The sequence below is a fragment of the Legionella steelei genome (assembly GCF_001468005.1).
Classification (GTDB): domain Bacteria; phylum Pseudomonadota; class Gammaproteobacteria; order Legionellales; family Legionellaceae; genus Legionella; species Legionella steelei.
Map to the genome: position 1 here is coordinate 1,736,123 of NZ_LNYY01000019.1, position 19,314 is coordinate 1,755,436.

Here is a 19,314-nt window from a genome sequence, read left to right on the forward strand (position 1 = left end):
ATGAATCTGCAAACCATTTTTTATGATTTATTCAAATACGTTTGGGATTTAAATGTAAATCAGTTTGCGACCGTTAGTTATGATGATTTCAGAAGCAAAGTAACTTTTTTAATTGCTGAAATTAAAATGAAGGAGCATGAAGTTGATAAACATAATTTAAATTCAGCGTTATTTGCGGTTTGTGCCTGGATTGATGAATTAGTACAAAAATCAAATTGGGTAGGCGTGAGACAGTGGCAAGATAAATTATTACAGGCTGAATATTTTAATACAACGAGTGCTGGTGAAGAGTTTTTTACGCGTTTAAGCAAAATCCCCAGCAAACAAGATGACTTATTTAGAATCTATTATCGATGCTTGGTTCTCGGATTTGAAGGCGTTTATCATAAACCTGTTGATAAGCCTGACTTGCTAAAGTATAAAAATTTTGCCCTAGAACAATTAAGTCACGGGTTTAACATAGCGAACTATCCCGATGATTTTGTTGCATTCCCCATGGCTTATAAAAATGATAATTTACAAGTTATTCCCCCGAAATTAGATCAATATCGAAGTTTTTTGTGGTGGTTGTTACCTATTCCAGTGATTTTAATAATATATTTCTTTTTTTATTTTGTAATTAATAATACAGTTACTAACTATTTACATTTAATTAAATAGGGCCTGTTTTACATTTTGCTAGCTTGAGTCAAAATGACTTGATTTTCGAGCACCGAAGCGCAACATACATCAAGTATGTGAGCATCGGAACACAGGGAATCAGGGCATTTTGACCAGGATAATAGAAATGGCCCATTTCGCTAGCTTGAGTCAAAATGACTTAATTTTCGAGCACCGAAGCGCAGCATACATCAAGTATGTGAGCATCGGAACACAGGGAATCAGGGCATTTTGACCAGGATAGTAGAAATGGAAACAGCCCTAAGCAAGAGAGTCAAATGGGACGATTAGGACATATCATTTTCTGGATCTTGCTTGTCGTTATTTTAGGCGCTTATGCCGCCTTTATAACGTTTCATCTCGATTATCCTATATGGATCGGCATACTTATTTTCTTTGCTATGCTCTTGGCATTCATTATTCTCGACAGCATTACTTGGGCTATTAGGAAGTGGTATAAAAAAAGAAAAGCTGCGAAAGCCAAAGAATCCGGTGAAAAAATTGAGACCGAAGGTTTGCGCCTCACTTTAGAAAACGCGCTTAATTATATAGAAACAAATCATATTGCCGGTGGAGCAAAACGTTTCTGGCAAATGCCCTGGATAATTTTTTTTGGCAAAACAACCATTCTCATTTCAAATGGATTGAAGCTACATACCCATTTTATGGTGGGGGATGCGGAAGATGAAGCGCTGCAACGAAATCAAGTTTATGTGCTCGACAATTTTGCTATCTGGTGTGTTGATGCAGAACTCTTTGAAACAAACACCTCAAAAAAAGTAGAAAAACAATGGCTAGATTTTCTTAAGCACATTAAGAGTCAGAAAAAAGCCATTACCCCAGTCGATCAAGTGGTCATTGAGCTGCCTGCCTCTAAGCTTTTAAATGGCGATAAATCGGACATTGCTCATCTTGCGCGAACATTGAAAGATCGCATTGATCAAGTCAGTCTCCTCACCGGCTATCGTCAACAAGTACTGTTTTGCATCACGCGTTGTAATGAATTAGATGGTTTTCAGGAGTTTGCAGGACTTATGCCTGAGCGTTTATGGACGCAAGCAATGGGATATATTGTTGCGAACCCACTCAAGGATTCCACATCAACTGAGCCACTCAAATACCTCAGCAATCGTGCTGAAGAAGTCATTGATATTGTTTTATATGAGACACAAAAACCAATAGATGTCACTGCATTTAATTTCCCATTGACCGTGAAAAAGCTCAAAGAAAATTATTCGCGTTTTACCAATTTATTTTTTGCACCTTCAGCTTATACTGAACCAGCGGTATTACACGGGGTTTATTTGCTTGGTGAATATCAAAATAATGGCTCGGAAGAGAGCGTTTTTTACTATGATTTTATTGATCAAATTCAGCTCTCGCTGATACGCCCTATGTCCTTATTAAACTCCGAAATAAAACAACGAAACAAACGGAGATGGGAGTATTTAGGAGCCTGGTATTTGGTGGGTGCAGTTGCTGCTGGCTATCTAATCTATGTCTATAATGCGACGTCCAATCGTTTAGTGGAGCTGATAAGGCCGCTACCCAAAAAAGAATCCTTCTCTGATCAATTAGAACAAAACCTACTGCAGTTCGGCGATTATCATACGTTGATGAGCCAACTTGATCTCTTTAGAAATCAGTTGCAAATTAAAGTATTGCCTTACCGAGGAGGCTTAAATCGATTATATGCTTATTACAGCCAACAATTTGTTGATAATTTTAAACAATATATCTTAACGCCTCTTGATAGTCACATGGAGCAAATGCTTGCTCATGGGGGTCTAACGGATATACAAAAAGCATATTTAGTCCAAAACATGGTAAGTCGGATTAATTTAATTCAAGCAAAGATAATAAGCGGAGTTAGTCCTAACACAATCATGCAAATGCCCGATCCCCAAATAAAATACCTGGGGTACAACCGCCTACCCGAACGCTTCCTCAATACGTTTGGTCCATTATACAAAGATTATGTCATTTGGAATTCAAACACGGAGCAACTACGAGTTGAATCAGGTAAACTAATTCTATGGCTTGATCAATCACATATTTTGTCATCGGATTTACGATGGCTGCTGGCGTGGGGTAATACTCAAGATGGGGTGTCTGAAATTGGCTTAAACAGTTTCTGGGTAGGCTCAAATGTTGTTAGAGATTATCTCATCGCCCCTGCATACACCAAAGCAGGATTTGCAGCCATTCAGTCGTTATTGGTACAAATTAATCATGCCTTACCTCTATATATCGACATTAGTGCTCCCAAAAGTAGTTTTGAACTGTGGTATGCCGCAGCACGGCTCACCGTGTGGAGAAATTTTGCGCTCAATTTCTATAAAGGGACTAAAACACTAGCCTTCCAATACGAATGGGATCAAACTTTTAATGACATGCTGCAGTCCAGTAGTCCTTATAATGCCTTCTTACAAGAATTAGCATCAGAGTTTCAAGGTAAACTACCATTTACAACACCTCATTGGGTTAAGCTTGTTCTGCAATTCTCCGATCTAATGGTGTACAGTCATAGTAGCGATAAGGGTATCGAGTTTAAGCAGCTTTCTGACCTGATGGCTGACTGGATGAAGAAACTCCAAGAAAAGCCTTCTCAGTGGAAAAATAATAACGTCGACAATAAAAATTCCGCGAGCGTTGGCCCCAATAACATGTTCAACAGACCCCCTAGCGTCGCGAATAAATTAAACTTTAATACTCAAGTGAACGCGGTGAAGTCCTATATGAGATACCGTGATTTATTAAAGCAACTTTATAAGGAACCTTACGTACAATCAGTTAAGGCTTATATGACGGCTAGAGAGTTGTATTTGAGCCAAATTGAAGTAGACAGGCAGTCATCTGTAGTCATGCAAGCGTATCAAGCCCTAGTCGATATGAGACGCTCATTGGAGCATTTTGATCAACTTGATGCATCTAACCCTTTTTGGATGCTGATGCGGGGACCATTGGATTATTACATTGACTATACCAATCGTTTTGCCTCTTGCTTTGTACAACAGAAGTGGCTCGATGAAGTGTATCTACGCACGATCGCTTTAAGTGGTGAAGAGTTGAATCAGACATTATTTGCTAAAGGCGGCTTGGTGTGGATCTTTAATGACAAATATGCCCTTCCTTTCGTCAAACAAATAGGAACACGTTTCTTACCCAGATATGTGTTAAATCATGAGTTCCCTTTCACTGACCAATATTATCAATTATTAAACTTTGGGATGAGAATTAATGAGGACATGGAAGCGCTAAGCCATATGAAACAAAAACCCGAAGAAGGCTCTCCTGTTGATTTACTGGTCTATTCTCAACCTACAAACTTAGATGTCAACGCGACCACACTTCCTTATAAAACAGTATTACGCGTTGAATGTAAAGACAAGCAATATACATTAGAAAATTATAACTACCCATCAGTGGAAAAAATTTCTAATTGGAAACTGGATAGCTGCGGGCCTACAGAGATTTCACTGTACTTTGCTGGCGCACGATTGGTCGTTCAGTATCCTGGAAATGAAGGGTTTTTGCACTTTTTACAGGATTTTAATACCGGCGTAAAAAGCTTTCATCCTCAAGACTTTCCAGAACATGCTAAATTTTTGCAAGCAAACAAAATTGATAAAATGCGCATCAGTTATTACGTTAAAGGTGGCGGTGACATTATGTGGCAGATTGAAAAATACTTTGCCGCACAAAAAGACTTAAGAGTAGCACAACAAAATCTCGCACATGTAACTAAGCTCCCAAGAACCATCACTAATTGCTGGGCGCAGGGAGAATACGATGTTTAGAGCTGACTCCATACACACGTTAGGAACAAATCCTATTCCTGGATTCAGCAAAGCAGGCCAACAATGTTATGACTTTGCTCAGTACACCCTGATTCGTAATGAAATTCAAAAACTATCAAGAATTGGCCAGTCATCTGACGTTGATTGGCCGCGTATTAGCGATAATGCAATTGAGTTGTTGACCTATCATACTAAAGACGTACAAATCGCCACCTATTTAGCATACAGCTTATTTCATCAATACCAATTTAAAGGACTCGCAGCCGGACTAGCATTTCTTGTGGATTTCGTTGTCAACTTCTGGGAAGACGCATACCCACAAGGGCGTTTGCAAGCAAAAATTGAATCGTTAAACTGGTGTGCGACACAATCATTAAGTCATTTATCGCAAATGAAATTAACGCTTGATGATGAGGAATTTCAGCAACAAATTATCCACACCTTAAAAAAACTCGAGAGTGAATTGCTTGCGCGCGCGGTAAATATCGATCTTTTTGCCAATTTGCGGGAAAAAATAGAATCAGCGAATACTTTTGCTCCACAAGTCATAGAGCACAAGGAGCAACCGTTTATTGAGTTGCACGAATCCAAACAACAAAAAGCATCAAATATCCATTTAGAGCCTGCCTTACTGATATTAACTCAATCCGCACGAGAACTCATGGAAAAGGATTCATCCAATCCCTATGCCTACTATTTAAATCGGGTTGCCGCTTGGGGGGGAATCAATGCCATACCTTATAACGAAGAGGGATTAACCTTCGTCAAACCACCCGAATACTTTAATCTAGAGCGTATTAAAAGAGTTCAAAGTACAGGAAATTTAAGTGACATAGTCGCCACAGCGGAAGACATAATACCGCAAGAGCCTTTTTGGTTAGACTTAAATTTGATTAGCTTAAATGCCTTGAACAAACTCGATAAAAAATTTAATCAGGCTTATGAAGCCGTCAAACTCGAGCTAATTCATTTTATAAATAGAATTCCTGGTATTGAACAATTAAAATTTAGCAACAATACCCCCTTTATCAGTGAAAACTATGTAGAACAAATCAATCAGCTCATGGCAAAGAAGATTCCTCTGGGCATGGACAGTGAAAAAACTTTATCAGTCATCGAGCAAAAGCAACTGCACGAGATAAAAGAAGTCATTGCGCAGTTGGACAAGAAAAAAACACCTACACACATCCACCAACTTGAATTGCTTCGTAAAGACGCAATCAGTGATAAGGTGAAGTTATTCGCTTACATGACCGTATGTGAGTCATTGCTTGCCGCAAATGAGTACGCCATTTTAAAACCCTATACTGCATTTATTGTTGAACTCATTGAGCAACATCAATTAGTTACCTGGGAACCAAGCTTAGCTTTAGATGCTCTTATTTTGACTTATCGTTGTATGAAATTTTTGAAAAATAATAGTTCCGCTCAAGAGTTGGAGCATGTCTTTTCACTGATTACGAAGATGGACATCAAAGTGGCAATGGAACTTGCACATATCTAAGCCTGGTGAAATGAAGTGAAACCCCACTTTCGGCCCTTCGAACCTGCACCCAGGCTATAGATAAACGTGCTCATTGGATTGGAAGCTTATCTTACGCCCAAGGCTAACTGAGCTAACAGACAAATACCATTAGCAAACATTCCAGCAGCATATCCCATACTTGCGGACTGGCTGGTCACAGTGAGCATGCTTGGAAGTCGAGAAGGCCCAGGCAATAAAGCATCGGCTACGCCATATAAAAAACCTAAGGTATTACATGCCTTATCAAATGTGGAGCTGTCGCCTTGTGCTGCTTTATAGGCTGTTTCTTCGGCTTTTTCAGCTGCGCGCTTAGGTTTTGGGCCTACCGTGCTTTCGTATAATCCAGCATATTCAGACGCAGCCTTCATTGCCTTTTTGCCTACAGCAGTGCGTCCCAAGTCTGCTTGATGGTTCGCTAGATCAGCAGCAAATTGTCCTCTGGAATAATTGTCAGGCCAGGAGCTAATTTCATTTTCGGGCAACTTAAATGGCATCGGCGCCTTACTGCGTATCAGTGTATTAAGTAGAATCATAAAGTACATATCCGCTATTTTCTTATTTGATTCGTTATTTAATTTTATTTGCGCCCGAACATCTTGGGGTTTCTGTCCTTCAGAAATTAAACGCATAGCCTCTGTTTCTTCAGGACCCCATGATTCTCCTGGCAACATTTCATCGGTTACTTCTTTAAAAATTTCCTCAAAATGAGAAGAGGCACGCATATCGCCAAGGTCTTGTTTAAAATACTTTGGGTCTGTAGACATAGTTATTTACCTCTGTGGCTCTAATTTGCTTTAATTATAGTATAATTTTCAGACAATCCATGCTCTTTAACAAAAGGGATTAATTGCATAAAATAAAAAATTTATTGCACTAAGAGCATGAATAATAATGAAAACGTATAGAAAAGAATTGTGGTTTCATCTTCCCGAACGGATGGGGTTTATCAATATAACCGATAAAGTACAAGAATGTTTAAATGACAGTGGTATTCAAGAGGGATTCGTTTTGGTGAATGCAATGCATATCACCGCCTCCGTTTTTATCAACGATGATGAAGAGGGACTGCACCAAGATTATAAAAAATGGCTGGAACACATTGCACCTCATGAGCCTATATCACATTATCAACATAACAACACTGGAGAAGATAATGCCGATGCCCATATTAAGAGACAAATTATGGGTCGCGAGGTAGTAGTCGCGATTACCGCAGGAAAACTCGATTTTGGACCTTGGGAACAAATTTTTTATGGCGAATTCGATGGACTTCGCGATAAACGAGTTTTAGTTAAAATTATTGGTGCCTAGTCAAACGCTAGGCTTATTAGCCAGCCTACGTTTATTTAGTCATTTTTTGTCAACGAATTAGCTAACACCTACAGGAAGGACAGACTCAATGGCTCTTTAAGCCAATTTTAAGAACGACGCGTCATGGGTGGGAGCAATAAGTTCTTCTTTAGTATCTGAGGCAAATAGCCCAAGGCAGCGACAATCCCGGCCAGTAAAGCGACGGCCCCGGAAATCGTCATAAACTCACCGAGCACGTGTATACTGATTGTATCTTCCGGAGGATATTCCAAAAAAGTTAATGTATGCATTCCTGGACTGTAGATGAAGTTATTTTGTATTTCTAAATGTCTGCGTTTATCAAACAAAAGTAGTTTCTTTGCTTAAAGAAAGGTTAATTATTATAATAAATGATCTTTACTTGGTCAAAAAACCACGAAGACAAGATTCAGAAAATAAATAAGATAAAATTTATATTATAAACATGATACTTAGCAAACCCCATCAAGAAAGTCTGCACACACGGTGCAATTATCTATTTTTCCCTTTTATTTCTGTGTATTATTCCCAGCTACTTTGCGCCTATTTTAATAAAAGGGGATTTTTATGAAGCATCTTGTAAATAATGTCTTACGTACAAAAAATATGGAGGCGTTGTTAAGCGCCATGGGTATTCCCTTAGAAAACACCAAAGTTGCTTGCAAAGATGAGCGTGTCATTTTTAGCCCAGGAACCACAAAAGAAGCTGAGGCTCTGGCCGCAAATTTGCAAAATCTCCTGCAAAAAGATACGGTAAAACCAGCGCTTCGACGAATGACCATTACCGAGTTGCTTGCTGAAGACATTGCGAATGCAATAGATACCTCAAAAGATGAAGCACATAAAAAATCATGCTTAGCCCTATTAAATGTTTTGCAACTCACAGGACAGCTGGACGAGCAACAGGAATACATTAACATCCAACTTCCATCTATTGCTTATGCACCATTATTTGGTTCTCTAAAATATCAGTACATGAGCATCGAAGGGGAACAGATCAAATTTAACATCAAAGAGTTTTTAAAAGCCCACCAACAAGAACTCATTTTAATTGATGGCCCCTCACCCCAACTATTTGCCCATTCAGAATCTTTTGAAAGTAAAAAAGTGTTTTATGCACAGAGAAAAATAAGTGAAGATACAACTGAAGTAACACCTTACTTTTTTGTACCGGACACGCTAACACCACCAGCCTATCATTTTGTTTTGGACACCAGCGGAAGCATGGAAGGAGCGCGTTTGACGACATTGAAAAAGAGTGTTATCGAATTGGCGGACGCCTTGTTTCAATTCCAACCGGATGCAGTAATTCACATTACTGAATTTAACAGCATAACGCGAAAAGTGGGTAGTTATCGAAAACAAGATTTTGCGCTACTCTCACAACATATCAATGGTTTATCGGCTAAAGATATGACACGTCTTTTTGGTACTGTTGCCGAGCAATTATCTGCTCTGTCTCAAACAACACAGCATAATAATATTTTATTATTTACTGATGGTGGCAATACCATAGGAGATGATGCAAACCAAATAAAGGCACTCGAGAAAATGGTTGCCTCCTTAGGTGATGCTACTTCTTTACTGCGCGTGCGTAATAAATTTTTCATTCTCAGTTATGGTACAGCGCAACCCGATATTTTACGTCAAGTAGCAGAAGCATTCGGCTCACCAGTACTTGAGACCAACACCATTGATTTTACTGCTGCCTTATCTGAAAAAGGGAAATTACAGGAATGGGCAGCTGCTCGAGAATTATTCACCTGTCGTTTAGAAATTGCTGACAGCTCGAGCCAAAATGCTCAAGCAGAAGAATACGTCCGCTCTTATGATCTGTCTGGTCAGTTTGTTGCGTTAAAACCGAAACAGTACAAAAATAATGAAAGTCTGCATTTGACAATCACCGACGGTAACGGCAATACCTTGCTGGATGATCAAAGATCACTTGCGAAGAAAGCAACGGGGGCAGTTCTATTGCCAGGTAGTGCGAAAGCGGCAGCTCAGCTTGGTGTGTTCCCATTGCCAAACACCACTGTAACAAATGCTCATACTGTTTCAGAAGCCCCAACCTTTGTATAACTGTTCATGCCCTACAGGCCAAGGAAAAGGCCTGTAACCTTCATGTGATGTCGCAATCGCAAAGAGCCAAAAAAACCTATATTGGAACAAACTCTATAAATAAGTCAAAATAAGCACTTTAGCTAATTTCAAAGTACGGATGTATTAAAGGATCGGCAATTGAACTCTAAGAATAACGTCAATGAACATGATTTGTTTGGCAACACAATTATTTATCGCACCCATGATTCTTGGGGCGATATTTTTGTCATGGATAGAGGAAGTATCCGCGCACTGAACTTCGACCCAGTCTATGATCAAACCGGTATCTACCTTCAATACCCACATATCCCTGTGCATGAATATACACGCGTGATGTTGTTAGCTCTGGCATTTATTAATCCAACGCATATCACTTTATTGGGATTGGGCGGAGGCAGTTTAATTCACTGCCTGCATTTTCTCTTGCCTGAGTGCTCGTTGTTTTGTATTGAACTTCGTGAAAAAGTCTATGATGTGGCAATGGATTTTTTCCAATTACCCGCAGCCAAAAACATTGATATATTAATCGCGAATGCGCAAACCGCAATCAAATTTCAAAAAAGTAACAACACGCAAATCATTTTTGCTGATATGTATCTCGATTATGGGATGGACTCATTTCAAATCCAACAGCAATTTATAGAACAAGCGCATCGTATTCTGGATAATACGGGTTGGCTTGTGATTAATTTTCACGAGCTTCCTGAATGGAACTCCGACTTTATACAATGCGTACGAGAATATTTTGCTGAGCTCTTTATTTGTCCAACGATAAGCGATAATTATATTTTATTTGCCAGTAAGTTATTTGTAGGTGATTTGCATTTAGACAATTATCAAAACCGCCTTGCTGAATTAGAAAATAAACTCAATATCAAATTGCTACGCTTATTAAAAAAAGTGAAACGATATACACATGGTGCATGAGTTACATCGCTATGAACATCTGTATTTTGAGTTCTGGTTCCGCTTCAAAGCGCACCGCAAGTCTTAAGTCCCTCAAATTTTTTATTTCTAAATGCGCACTAGCAAACAGCTTGGAAACAGGATGTTCCGCAGAAAGATCAATATAAATCATTAATCTTTAAACCAAGATTCCTTTGTTAATTTTAAGCACTTGGAGCTAGTGGCTCTAATAATTTGAAACAATTGGCTATTTTGCGGACCAGAAAACATAGGGAAAAACCCCATGCCTCCATGACGATATTCTCGTTGTATGTCTTCTTGAATGGTATTTATCACGTCGTGGTAATGAAGAAATTTTGCTAACGGGGTTGTCAAGCAATGCATGTATTCACCTAATTGCTTTAATTGTACAACCTGAGCGTGTCTGCTCCCCCTTCTTAGGGAATATGCTTCAACTTGATTCAATAACGATTTCATCATGGACTCTGTATCAAAAGTCAAGATGAGATTGAGCCCTGCGCTAAGGAGCTTAATGCGCGAATTTGCTTCAGAAGCAACAAGTTGACGCCATTCTTTACTCACGTTTCTTAATGCTTTCCAGTCTTTAAGCGGAACCTGCTTCAGGATTTCAAACTTTAATTCTCTGGGCAAAAGGTTGATCAATGTGGTGTTCTTTGCTAAGAAATTTTTTAAGTCCGATATCTCAAGGCGTTGATCATGAATAATATTCAAACTAAGCGCAGGTTGATTGTGAGCAATGTATGTAAGAATAATGTTTTGTAAGCTGTCAGGAGTCTTGGTCTTTGCCACAGATTTTGCCGGATTTTCCGATTTATCTTGCACTATTACATGACGTTATAAAAATAAAAATATTATATGTTATGGTCTTTTATGAAACAACCTAGTAGAAGACATAATAAAAAATATAAGTGTATAGGTTATAATATTGAGATAAGGACTATTTTGGACTAGACGAGGGATACTATGATCAAAGGCGCCGAACTCTTAGTTGCCGCTCTGGAAAACGAAGGTGTAACACATATCTTTGGTATTCCTGGCGAGGAAAATCTTGACGTTGTTGAAGCACTTCGCAACTCGTCCATTAAACTGGTGTTAACCCGACACGAACAAGCGGCGGCATTTATGGCGGCAACCTATGGTCGCTTAACCGGTAAAGCAGGGGTTTGTATCACCACACTTGGCCCAGGAGCCTTAAATCTCACAACGGGCGCGGCTTACGCTCTTCTAGGCGCGATGCCCATGATTATGATTACCGGGCAAAAAGGTATTTTATCATCACATCAGGCGCGATTTCAGATGGTCAATACTGTGGCAACGATGCAACCCTTAACCAAAATGTCGCGACAAATAGTCGCTCCTTCAATGATTCCCACCATAGTGCGAGAAGCATTCCACTTAGCACAAGAGGAAACCCCAGGCCCAGTGCATATAGAGCTCCCTGAAGACATTGCCGCTGAAAAAACTAAAAAAGTCCCACTCATTCCCCCGCATCCTGTTGAATACCCCGTCGCAAGTGAGGAAGCACTCAATCGTGCTGCCGAAATGATTATGAAGGCAAAACGCCCGCTGGTTATGCTTGGTGCCGCAGCCTCGCGGCCAAGAGCGACCAATGCACTTGCTCAATTTATTACGCGCACGCAGATTCCTTATTTCACAACCCAGATGGGTAAAGGAACTGTTTCTGTCACAACAGACCTTTATATGGGTACCGCGGCCCTTTCCGAACGCGACTATGTTCATGAAGCCATAGAACAAGCTGATCTCATTATTACCATTGGCCACAGTACAGTAGAAAAACCGCCGTTTATCATGGGGCCTCATCTGAATGTCATTCATGTCGGTTATCAATCTGCTACCGTAGAACAAATTTATTTTCCCCAAGCCGAGGTCATTGGCGACATGGGCCCCTCATTAAAACGACTTGCAGATAAGATAGAAGGCAAAATCCCGCATGCCAATGCGCTTCTTCCTTTGCGAGAAGGTATTTTGAGTAAAATTACTGCTCGCTCTACCGAAGATCGCTTTACACCACAACGTATGGTCTATGATGTTCGGCAAGTGATGCCTCGCGATGGCATTCTTGCTCTAGATAATGGAATGTATAAAATCTGGTTTGCCCGTAACTATCGCACACAAATGGCAAATACTATTCTTCTAGACAATGCACTTGCGACCATGGGAGCCGGCCTTCCCTCCGCCATTATGGCTGCAATATTGTATCCTGAGCGTCGCGTGATGGCTGTGTGTGGCGATGGTGGTTTTATGATGAACAGCCAAGAATTAGAAACCGCTGTTCGTCTTAAATTAAATCTTGTCGTTCTGGTGATCGAAGACCATGCATTTGGCATGATACGTTGGAAGCAAGCGGTAGATCACTTCCCCGACTTCGGCATGACATTTTCTAATCCTGATTTTATTCAATATGCCGAAGCTTACGGAGCGCGTGGTACACGCGTTGAGAAGATTGAAAACTTTCAATCCATTTTGGAAAACGCATTCAATACTGGCGGAGTGCATCTTGTCATTTTCCCAATTGATTATTCAGAAAATAAACGGGTGCTCGTGGATGAATTACAAAAAAGACTGCTGCCAGAGAAAAAGGGAAAATCATGAACAAAACACTACAAGTAGTACATGCCTTTGATCGGACATTAATCAAAGAAATTCCTACCGATGATGCGCAAGCACTGGCAACAAAGCTTAAAACCGCTGTTTCAGCGCTACATCATCGCGAAGCTTGGCTTAAACCTCACGAACGCATGGCCATCCTCAAGCGTGCGGCCCAATTATTAGCAGCCAACCAAGAGCGCTTTACCAAGCTGATTGCGCAAGAAGGCGGAAAGCCTTTTACTGATGCAGCAATTGAAGTGACGCGTGCCATCGATGGCTTAAACGATGCAGCAGAAGAACTACGACATTTTGCAGGCAAAGAAATTCCTATGGGCCTTACCACCGCAAGCGAACATCGTTGGGCATTTACGATTAAAGAGCCCATTGGCGTCGTGGCTGCTATTTCTGCATTTAATCACCCCTTAAATCTCATTGTGCACCAAGTGGCTCCCGCAATCGCTGTAGGTTGTCCAGTAATCATTAAGCCCGCAACGACAACACCTTTATCATGTCTGGAGCTTATCCTCTTGCTTCGACAAGCGGGCCTTGCTGAAGAATGGTGTCAAACCTTCATTACCGAAGACAATGCCTTAGCTGAACAATTAGCGACTGATGAACGAGTTGCGTTTTTAAGCTTTATTGGCTCCGCTAAAGTAGGTTGGTACTTACGCAGCAAACTTGCACCAGGAACTCGTTGTGCCTTGGAACATGGCGGTGCTGCTCCGGTAATTGTTGATCGCAGTGCGAATTTAACACAAACCACCCAAGCGCTTACTAAAGGTGGCTATTATCATGCGGGACAAGTATGTGTTTCAGTACAGCGCATTTTTGTTCATAAAGGGATTATTTCTAAGTTTATGGATGAATTCGTAGAGCGCGTCAAATCTCTGCGTGTTGGCGATCCTCTTTTAAAAGAAACGGAAGTAGGACCACTGATTCTCCCCCGTGAGACGGAACGCGTCGTTTCTTGGATTGATGAAGCCGTAGCAAAAGGAGCAAAACTCTTTGGAGGGGGACGCCTTTCTGCAACGACATTAATTCCCGCAGTACTATTCAATCCCCCTACTGATGCCAAAGTATCCCAATTGGAAATTTTTGGCCCAGTAACCTGTGTTTATGAATATGAGCATATTGACCAGGCAATTCAAAGTGCAAACGCATTACCTTTTGCCTTTCAAGCCAGTGTATTCTCCGAAGAGTTAACACCTGCACTCAAAGCAGCAGAAGGCCTTGAGGCCTCTACGGTACTCATTAACGATCATACCGCGTTCCGTACCGATTGGATGCCCTTTGCAGGATTAAAGCAATCTGGCTATGGCATAGGGGGAATACCGTGGACGATGCATGAAATGTCCAAAGAAAAAATGATTGTGCTGAAAAAAAATTGACATAAAGCAGTGGCCAAGATTTTTTAAAACATAAAACTAACGCCACTTCCAAAGTATGTATTAAAATTTTCCCAGTTGGCCGCTGAGTCTTTTTCCAATTTCCATATCAATGGCAAAATCCTTAGTAACCAAAAAAATAACTCCTGTATCTAAATTGTATCCAGCGCCCTGATTCGGTGCTGTGCGCGTTTGGCCAAATACCTCAACATAAAGTTGTAACCAATTTTGCGCATACCAAGTAAAGCATACATCAGGACTAAATGTGTTAAAACGCGCGCCGCCAGCTGCACTGGGTGTACTTAAAGAGGATATTGACGCCATAGCAGAAATATTAATCACTTGCGTTTTAAACGCTAAAATACCATTAAGTGCATATCCATCACGTGCGGTGCCATACTCTTTGCTTCCTGAAGCAGGAATGTACACTGCTCTTGTCGCGACATTCCAGTATTCGCTATAGGCAATATCATGTTTTAACGCCAATTGCGTACTGGAAAGCCCCGAAATATTTATATAAGAATTTATTTTTTCGCAGGGGAAGGTAATGCTTAACTCACTAAGCCAAGGTAAATCAAAATGAGATTTGTGCGAACTCATATCCATATTTAATGTAAAAAGTATAGCTTAATAACAATCGTGATGTTAAAGACCCTCGGTCTTAAGAAACTCTTTAATATTTTTTATCGTTAATTCTCCCTTCGTTCTTAGTGCTTCCTTGGTATTAAATCCAATATGTGGTGTTACAATCAGATTGGGGGCATCAAAAAGACTATAATCCGTGGGTAATGGCGGCTCAATATCAAATACATCTAATGCCGCACCCGCAATCAGCTGTTGCTCTAATGCCTGTTTGAGAGCAGCACTGTTGACAATTGGGCCTCTGGCACAATTAATTAAATAGGCTGTTTTTTTCATTGTCGAGAGTAAGTCTAAATTCACCATTCCGCGTGTTTCGTTGGTGAGCGGGACATGTAAAGTGACAAAATCGGATTGGGAAAATAAATCTTCTAATGTGACTTGAGCATTCATATCATAAGTAAGAGTGTGCATTTGAAATGCGCTAGCAAGTCTTTTGACCTCCGCCCCGATGGCGCCAAAACCCACAATACCTAATGTCTTATTTTTTAATTCAGTCCCAGTATTGGTTACTGCTTTTTGTCTAATATTTTTATTATTAGCAGGAATATTACGTGCCAACGAAATCATAAGCCCCAATACCAGTTCAGCTACTGCAGTATTTGCATACCCCGCCGCGTTCTTCACAGGTATCTGTCTTTGTTGTACCGCATCGGCATCAACATGATCGATTCCCGCAAATGCAACAGCAATAAATTTTAACTCAGTTGCTGCCTGAATCACCTTTGCAGATAAAGGACGATTGGTGAGTACAATAATGTGCGCGTCTTGTACTTGCTCGATTAATTGCTCGTCAGACCAGTTACGACTGTCACACTCCGTCACTGTGTGCGTAGATAATTCAGACTGAATTTCCTTACTGGGAATACCTATAGGTTCAATTATGGCTATTTTCATTTTTTAGTCCTTCAGTGAAGCAACATAATAAATATAGACTGAACAAGATATAGAAAAAAGAGAAGATTCATCACGAACTTAAAAAATGAGCGAGGTCTTGCACTCCAGCAAAACATTCAATATAGTGAAAATATCAAGTTGCTATGTAGTTCCACATTAGACCATGGATTGAGCTTAAAAAGGAATTTTACATGACAAGACTAGAAGAACTACTCTATTCATTAACTGCCGTTATCATTCGTTACCACGACAGCCAATCCAAAGTAAAAAAATTAATTGTGGAAACGGACGCAGAAGTATCGCAAGAAAAATACCTCACATGCGCTAAAGAAATAATTCAAAATCAGGCCATTCATTTTAAAATAAAGCTAAACAATCTCATTAAACACTGCGCCGATAGCGGACGGAGGCCTTTCTTATATTATATTTTACATGAAGTGATATCACTCAAAACCTTACTGGACAAAGAAGGCTCACTTGAATCAGCACAGTTAGAAGAATACAAAAATCAAATATCGCAGTTATTCATTGATCTTAAACTACTTTTAGATACCCAAAAATCAAAAACCTATAAGGTAACTTACAGTAAAACCGAAGACACGCCGCAAACTCTCATTGCGCTCTCTGGCCTAAGTGAAGGATATGGGCTTTGTAACTCAGGAGAGATTTTAAAGGGCGGTGTTTTAAAACGCTTCGGGATCACCACACACTCGACAAATGACGCACTTAAAAGCATTGCTGAACAAATTTGTATGGAGCATCACCGTAATCTTTTAGTGCCTGAATTACAGGCCCAAGTTGCTGAGCATAAAAAAACTAATTTAGAACAAGAACAAAAACTGAGTTCATTATCAATGCAACAACAGGAAAAACAAAAAAAAGCAGACAGTATGTCCTCCAAACAACTGATGTCCCTTTATTTGTTCTACATCCAGTACAAAAAAATGCAAGCAAGAGATGAACAACTAAAAGCCATTATCGACAAACAGCAAAAAATAATTAACGAACAGCAACAAAAAGTCAGTGAGTTAACACAGCAAACTGAGAAAAAACCCTCTAGTTACAAGTTTTATAGCCCTTTTTAAAGCCCTACTCGGTTTAACTCTCTTTATAGCAACCGCTAGGAAAATCCATACGCAAAAAATGGATTTTATACCCCATTACACAACATTTTTTGGTGCAAAATCAGCCTATTTTGGTGAAAAACACCGGCTTTGTGCCGATAAAATAAACAACAAGAGCTATTTTTAATAATTCCTTAATAAATAAATATTATCATAGAAGCCATAGTACATTCGTTCCAATATGAACCACAGCGAGGTTAATCTGTGTTTAGTAAGCAATTCAAAACCAAAACTGATGCAGTCAATGAAAAAATCAACCGCATTGCCCAGGCAACTGAAGTTCAAGATGTACGCTCCCTGACAAATTTCGAGGAAATTTTGGGTAAAAACCCACATCGTGAACATATTCAGGGTTATTATGTTGAAATCCCCTTATCTATGTATGAAACATTTGTGCCCAACGGAATTCAATTCCCAGATCGCTATGGCCAACCTTATGAAGGCGGGCAGTTTGATGTGCCATTATTCACCTTAAAAGAATGGCGTGACAACTGGGCAAAAGGGCACCCAAATTCTGCAAAACCCGATTTATTAGTTAATGCGAACTGGTTTAATGTATGGGCAACAGGTGTTCCCAACCAGGGAGAAAAAATCAACCCAAGAAAACAATCCCGCACCTATCTTGCAGGATTATCGCTAAGTCGTGGTGAGCTGGTATCCACACATAAAGTGCTCGATCAAGAGAATGTTGGCTTAGATACCATTACCTTTGATGTAGCGACTAAAAAAGCGGCCGTCATTCCACATGCGCAAATTGATGACAAATTAGCAAAAGATCCTGATTTTTATGATAATAAAAATGCCGTCTCTGGATTTATTATTCTCAAAGATAAAACACAATTAAAAACACCTGAATTAAATAATAATCATTCCAATCGATTGCCACGGACAGGTGTTGGCTACAAAAATGATGGCCAGACTGTGGTAGTCATGGTTATTCATAATCCTAATCGTACTTTCGGTGTCACTGCTGAAGAGTTTGCAGATTTATTTGAAGCACTCGGTTGTACCGATGCAATCAACCTAGATAATAGCGGCTCCGCAGAACTGTTTTACACTGGAGTAGGTGAGTTTGGTAAAGAAAGTGTCACGGTACAAACAAAAACGTGTGATGCAGGGGCGCCAACTGAACGACCTAAGCCTAATTGTTTGGGCTTTAAAAACGTAAGTAGGGCTACATTCTTCGCCAAGGATGACTCAGATCTGCCACCGCGCAAGAAGAGCATAGATGAACCAAAACCATCAGCCAAAGCTGATGATGATGTAATCTATACTTATAAGCGTTAGTTTAAGGCCAATTAAAATTACAATATGCAATTTGTGCTCGCTCATCTATAGACATTGCATCAGATGAAGAACTAGCTGATGCAATTTTCAACGTGAGTTCAACAGGCAATTTAGTTGGACTAAAGAAACTCGTACCATCACGAGATGCTTGAGCAAGCATATGCGCAGCATATTGTATTTTATAATGTTCAGTGAAATAAGGGCAAACAACCGCAACATGGTATTTTGAAGCAGTATCATGCATGCGTCTATCATTGAGATAAAAAGTGCATTCATTGGCATTAGAAACAATAAGATTTGCTTTGGCTAAATTCAGGATATGAAGCAAACGTTCTTTTGTCGCAATCGTAGGCAAACTAACTGCTAATTGCTGACTTTTTGTGATAAAAGCAGGCAAAGAAACCGTATTTCCCTCAATAATGATTGAATCAGTTGCGGCATCCGTTTGCTCTTCCTCGATGATTCCGGAACAACTCAAAAATATATTTCGCATGTCCTGATTCGGAAACTCAATGACTAATGAGCACCGCCCCCCTTGCTCCCTCTTGGATAACTTTATGATTGGACCAAGAATGTGCTGAATAAAATGTTCCAATCGTTGTTTTAGATCAGGCACATCCTCGCAATAGCGAGCAATAATCTTTGTAAACCAAGTAGTGCAGCGATTATTTTCAGTAAGCAAGGTGTGTAGTTGCTGATAAAGATCTTGAAGTGTTTTTTCAGAGTCATCCAGGAATAACGCAGAATCGTCTAATAATTGTGTCTGCTGAAGAGCAATTTGGCGCATGATCTTGATAATAGAGAGTACGCGCGAATAACTTGGATTGTTTTGCAAGCGATTTGCTAAGGCGATGAGGTCTTTTATATCGGTAGTCATCAATTTTAATATCGTGTCCTTTTTTGACATTCCATTTTCTTATAACGTCACATAGATTAGAAAATTCTACCAAAATGGGTTCAAGTCTGTCTAATATATAGGAGCTGTGTCATTTTATTTGTCGCTCTTTAGTTAATAGCAATAATACTTTACC

The 19,314-nt window shown here is 39.9% G+C and carries 16 protein-coding genes; 10 read left to right on the forward strand and 6 right to left on the reverse strand.

The window, feature by feature from the left end:
• From Lste_RS11760 to Lste_RS11770, 3 genes are all read left to right on the forward strand, one after another.
• The gene (locus tag Lste_RS11760) at nt 1-660 is read left to right on the forward strand and encodes a DotU family type IV/VI secretion system protein (RefSeq protein ID WP_058511119.1); all 660 of its coding nucleotides are present in this window, start codon (nt 1-3) and stop codon (nt 658-660) included.
• A 278-nt stretch (nt 661-938) separates the two neighbouring features.
• Complete coding sequence (locus Lste_RS11765) at nt 939-4,460, forward strand: type VI secretion protein IcmF/TssM N-terminal domain-containing protein (protein ID WP_058511120.1); 3,522 nt, start codon at nt 939-941, stop codon at nt 4,458-4,460.
• On the forward strand, nt 4,453-5,964 hold the full coding sequence (locus Lste_RS11770; RefSeq protein WP_058511121.1) for a TssA family type VI secretion system protein: 1,512 nt from the start codon (nt 4,453-4,455) through the stop codon (nt 5,962-5,964). Before Lste_RS11765 ends, Lste_RS11770 begins: the two co-directional genes overlap by 8 nt.
• 86 nt (nt 5,965-6,050) lie before the next feature.
• Here the strand turns inward: Lste_RS11770 and Lste_RS11775 are convergent, their stop codons facing one another.
• Nucleotides 6,051-6,749: a hypothetical protein gene (locus tag Lste_RS11775; RefSeq protein WP_058511122.1), complete on the reverse strand. Its 699-nt coding sequence runs from the start codon at nt 6,747-6,749 to the stop codon at nt 6,051-6,053.
• A gap of 127 nt (nt 6,750-6,876) precedes the next feature.
• Here Lste_RS11775 and Lste_RS11780 point away from each other — a divergent pair, with 127 nt between their 5' ends.
• The 3 genes from Lste_RS11780 (at nt 6,877) to Lste_RS11790 (ending at nt 10,341) form a co-directional block, all read left to right on the forward strand.
• Nucleotides 6,877-7,296, forward strand: a complete 420-nt coding sequence (locus tag Lste_RS11780) for a secondary thiamine-phosphate synthase enzyme YjbQ (RefSeq protein ID WP_058511123.1) — start codon at nt 6,877-6,879, stop codon at nt 7,294-7,296.
• 585 nt (nt 7,297-7,881) lie between these two features.
• Nucleotides 7,882-9,393, forward strand: coding sequence for a vWA domain-containing protein (locus Lste_RS11785; RefSeq protein WP_058511124.1), 1,512 nt, complete (start codon nt 7,882-7,884; stop codon nt 9,391-9,393).
• Nucleotides 9,394-9,552: 159 nt separating this feature from the next.
• Nucleotides 9,553-10,341 (forward strand): class I SAM-dependent methyltransferase, encoded by a 789-nt coding sequence (locus tag Lste_RS11790; RefSeq protein ID WP_058511125.1) that lies wholly within the window; start codon nt 9,553-9,555, stop codon nt 10,339-10,341.
• Between the two features lies 1 nt (nt 10,342).
• Here Lste_RS11790 and Lste_RS19175 read toward each other — a convergent pair whose 3' ends face one another.
• Complete coding sequence (locus Lste_RS19175) at nt 10,343-10,492, reverse strand: hypothetical protein (RefSeq protein ID WP_157070734.1); 150 nt, start codon at nt 10,490-10,492, stop codon at nt 10,343-10,345.
• The gene (locus Lste_RS11795; protein ID WP_162264141.1) at nt 10,492-11,130 is read right to left on the reverse strand and encodes an F-box protein; all 639 of its coding nucleotides are present in this window, start codon (nt 11,128-11,130) and stop codon (nt 10,492-10,494) included. Before Lste_RS11795 ends, Lste_RS19175 begins: the two co-directional genes overlap by 1 nt.
• A gap of 174 nt (nt 11,131-11,304) precedes the next feature.
• Here Lste_RS11795 and Lste_RS11800 point away from each other — a divergent pair, with 174 nt between their 5' ends.
• Complete coding sequence (locus tag Lste_RS11800) at nt 11,305-12,954, forward strand: acetolactate synthase large subunit (protein ID WP_058511127.1); 1,650 nt, start codon at nt 11,305-11,307, stop codon at nt 12,952-12,954.
• Nucleotides 12,951-14,339: an aldehyde dehydrogenase family protein gene (locus tag Lste_RS11805; protein ID WP_058511128.1), complete on the forward strand. Its 1,389-nt coding sequence runs from the start codon at nt 12,951-12,953 to the stop codon at nt 14,337-14,339. Before Lste_RS11800 ends, Lste_RS11805 begins: the two co-directional genes overlap by 4 nt.
• Before the next feature lie 60 nt (nt 14,340-14,399).
• Here Lste_RS11805 and Lste_RS11810 read toward each other — a convergent pair whose 3' ends face one another.
• Both Lste_RS11810 and Lste_RS11815 read right to left on the reverse strand, forming a co-directional pair.
• The gene (locus Lste_RS11810; RefSeq protein ID WP_058511129.1) at nt 14,400-14,936 is read right to left on the reverse strand and encodes a transporter; all 537 of its coding nucleotides are present in this window, start codon (nt 14,934-14,936) and stop codon (nt 14,400-14,402) included.
• A 45-nt stretch (nt 14,937-14,981) separates the two neighbouring features.
• On the reverse strand, nt 14,982-15,872 hold the full coding sequence (locus Lste_RS11815) for an NAD(P)-dependent oxidoreductase (protein WP_058511130.1): 891 nt from the start codon (nt 15,870-15,872) through the stop codon (nt 14,982-14,984).
• Nucleotides 15,873-16,063: 191 nt separating this feature from the next.
• On the opposite strand from Lste_RS11815, the gene Lste_RS11820 reads away from it, so the two are divergent.
• On the forward strand, nt 16,064-16,957 hold the full coding sequence (locus tag Lste_RS11820; RefSeq protein ID WP_058511131.1) for a DUF3450 domain-containing protein: 894 nt from the start codon (nt 16,064-16,066) through the stop codon (nt 16,955-16,957).
• Nucleotides 16,958-17,200: 243 nt separating this feature from the next.
• On the forward strand, nt 17,201-18,283 hold the full coding sequence (locus Lste_RS11825; protein WP_058511132.1) for a phosphodiester glycosidase family protein: 1,083 nt from the start codon (nt 17,201-17,203) through the stop codon (nt 18,281-18,283).
• Nucleotide 18,284: 1 nt separating this feature from the next.
• Here the strand turns inward: Lste_RS11825 and Lste_RS11830 are convergent, their stop codons facing one another.
• A complete protein-coding gene (locus Lste_RS11830; protein ID WP_058511133.1) occupies nt 18,285-19,190 on the reverse strand; it encodes a hypothetical protein in 906 nt (301 codons plus the stop codon).
• Between the last annotated feature and the right edge of the window lie 124 nt (nt 19,191-19,314).

Bases quoted from the DNA above. Each gene is read 5' to 3' on its own strand.
- Lste_RS11760 (WP_058511119.1), top strand. From the start codon at position 1: ATGAATCTGCAAACCATTTTTTATGATTTATTCAAATACGTTTGGGAT.
- Lste_RS11765 (WP_058511120.1), top strand. From the start codon at position 939: ATGGGACGATTAGGACATATCATTTTCTGGATCTTGCTTGTCGTTATT.
- Lste_RS11770 (WP_058511121.1), top strand. From the start codon at position 4,453: ATGTTTAGAGCTGACTCCATACACACGTTAGGAACAAATCCTATTCCT.
- Lste_RS11775 (WP_058511122.1), bottom strand. From the start codon at position 6,749: ATGTCTACAGACCCAAAGTATTTTAAACAAGACCTTGGCGATATGCGT.
- Lste_RS11780 (WP_058511123.1), top strand. From the start codon at position 6,877: ATGAAAACGTATAGAAAAGAATTGTGGTTTCATCTTCCCGAACGGATG.
- Lste_RS11785 (WP_058511124.1), top strand. From the start codon at position 7,882: ATGAAGCATCTTGTAAATAATGTCTTACGTACAAAAAATATGGAGGCG.
- Lste_RS19175 (WP_157070734.1), bottom strand. From the start codon at position 10,492: ATGATTTATATTGATCTTTCTGCGGAACATCCTGTTTCCAAGCTGTTT.
- Lste_RS11800 (WP_058511127.1), top strand. From the start codon at position 11,305: ATGATCAAAGGCGCCGAACTCTTAGTTGCCGCTCTGGAAAACGAAGGT.
- Lste_RS11805 (WP_058511128.1), top strand. From the start codon at position 12,951: ATGAACAAAACACTACAAGTAGTACATGCCTTTGATCGGACATTAATC.
- Lste_RS11810 (WP_058511129.1), bottom strand. From the start codon at position 14,936: ATGAGTTCGCACAAATCTCATTTTGATTTACCTTGGCTTAGTGAGTTA.
- Lste_RS11815 (WP_058511130.1), bottom strand. From the start codon at position 15,872: ATGAAAATAGCCATAATTGAACCTATAGGTATTCCCAGTAAGGAAATT.
- Lste_RS11820 (WP_058511131.1), top strand. From the start codon at position 16,064: ATGACAAGACTAGAAGAACTACTCTATTCATTAACTGCCGTTATCATT.
- Lste_RS11830 (WP_058511133.1), bottom strand. From the start codon at position 19,190: ATGTCAAAAAAGGACACGATATTAAAATTGATGACTACCGATATAAAA.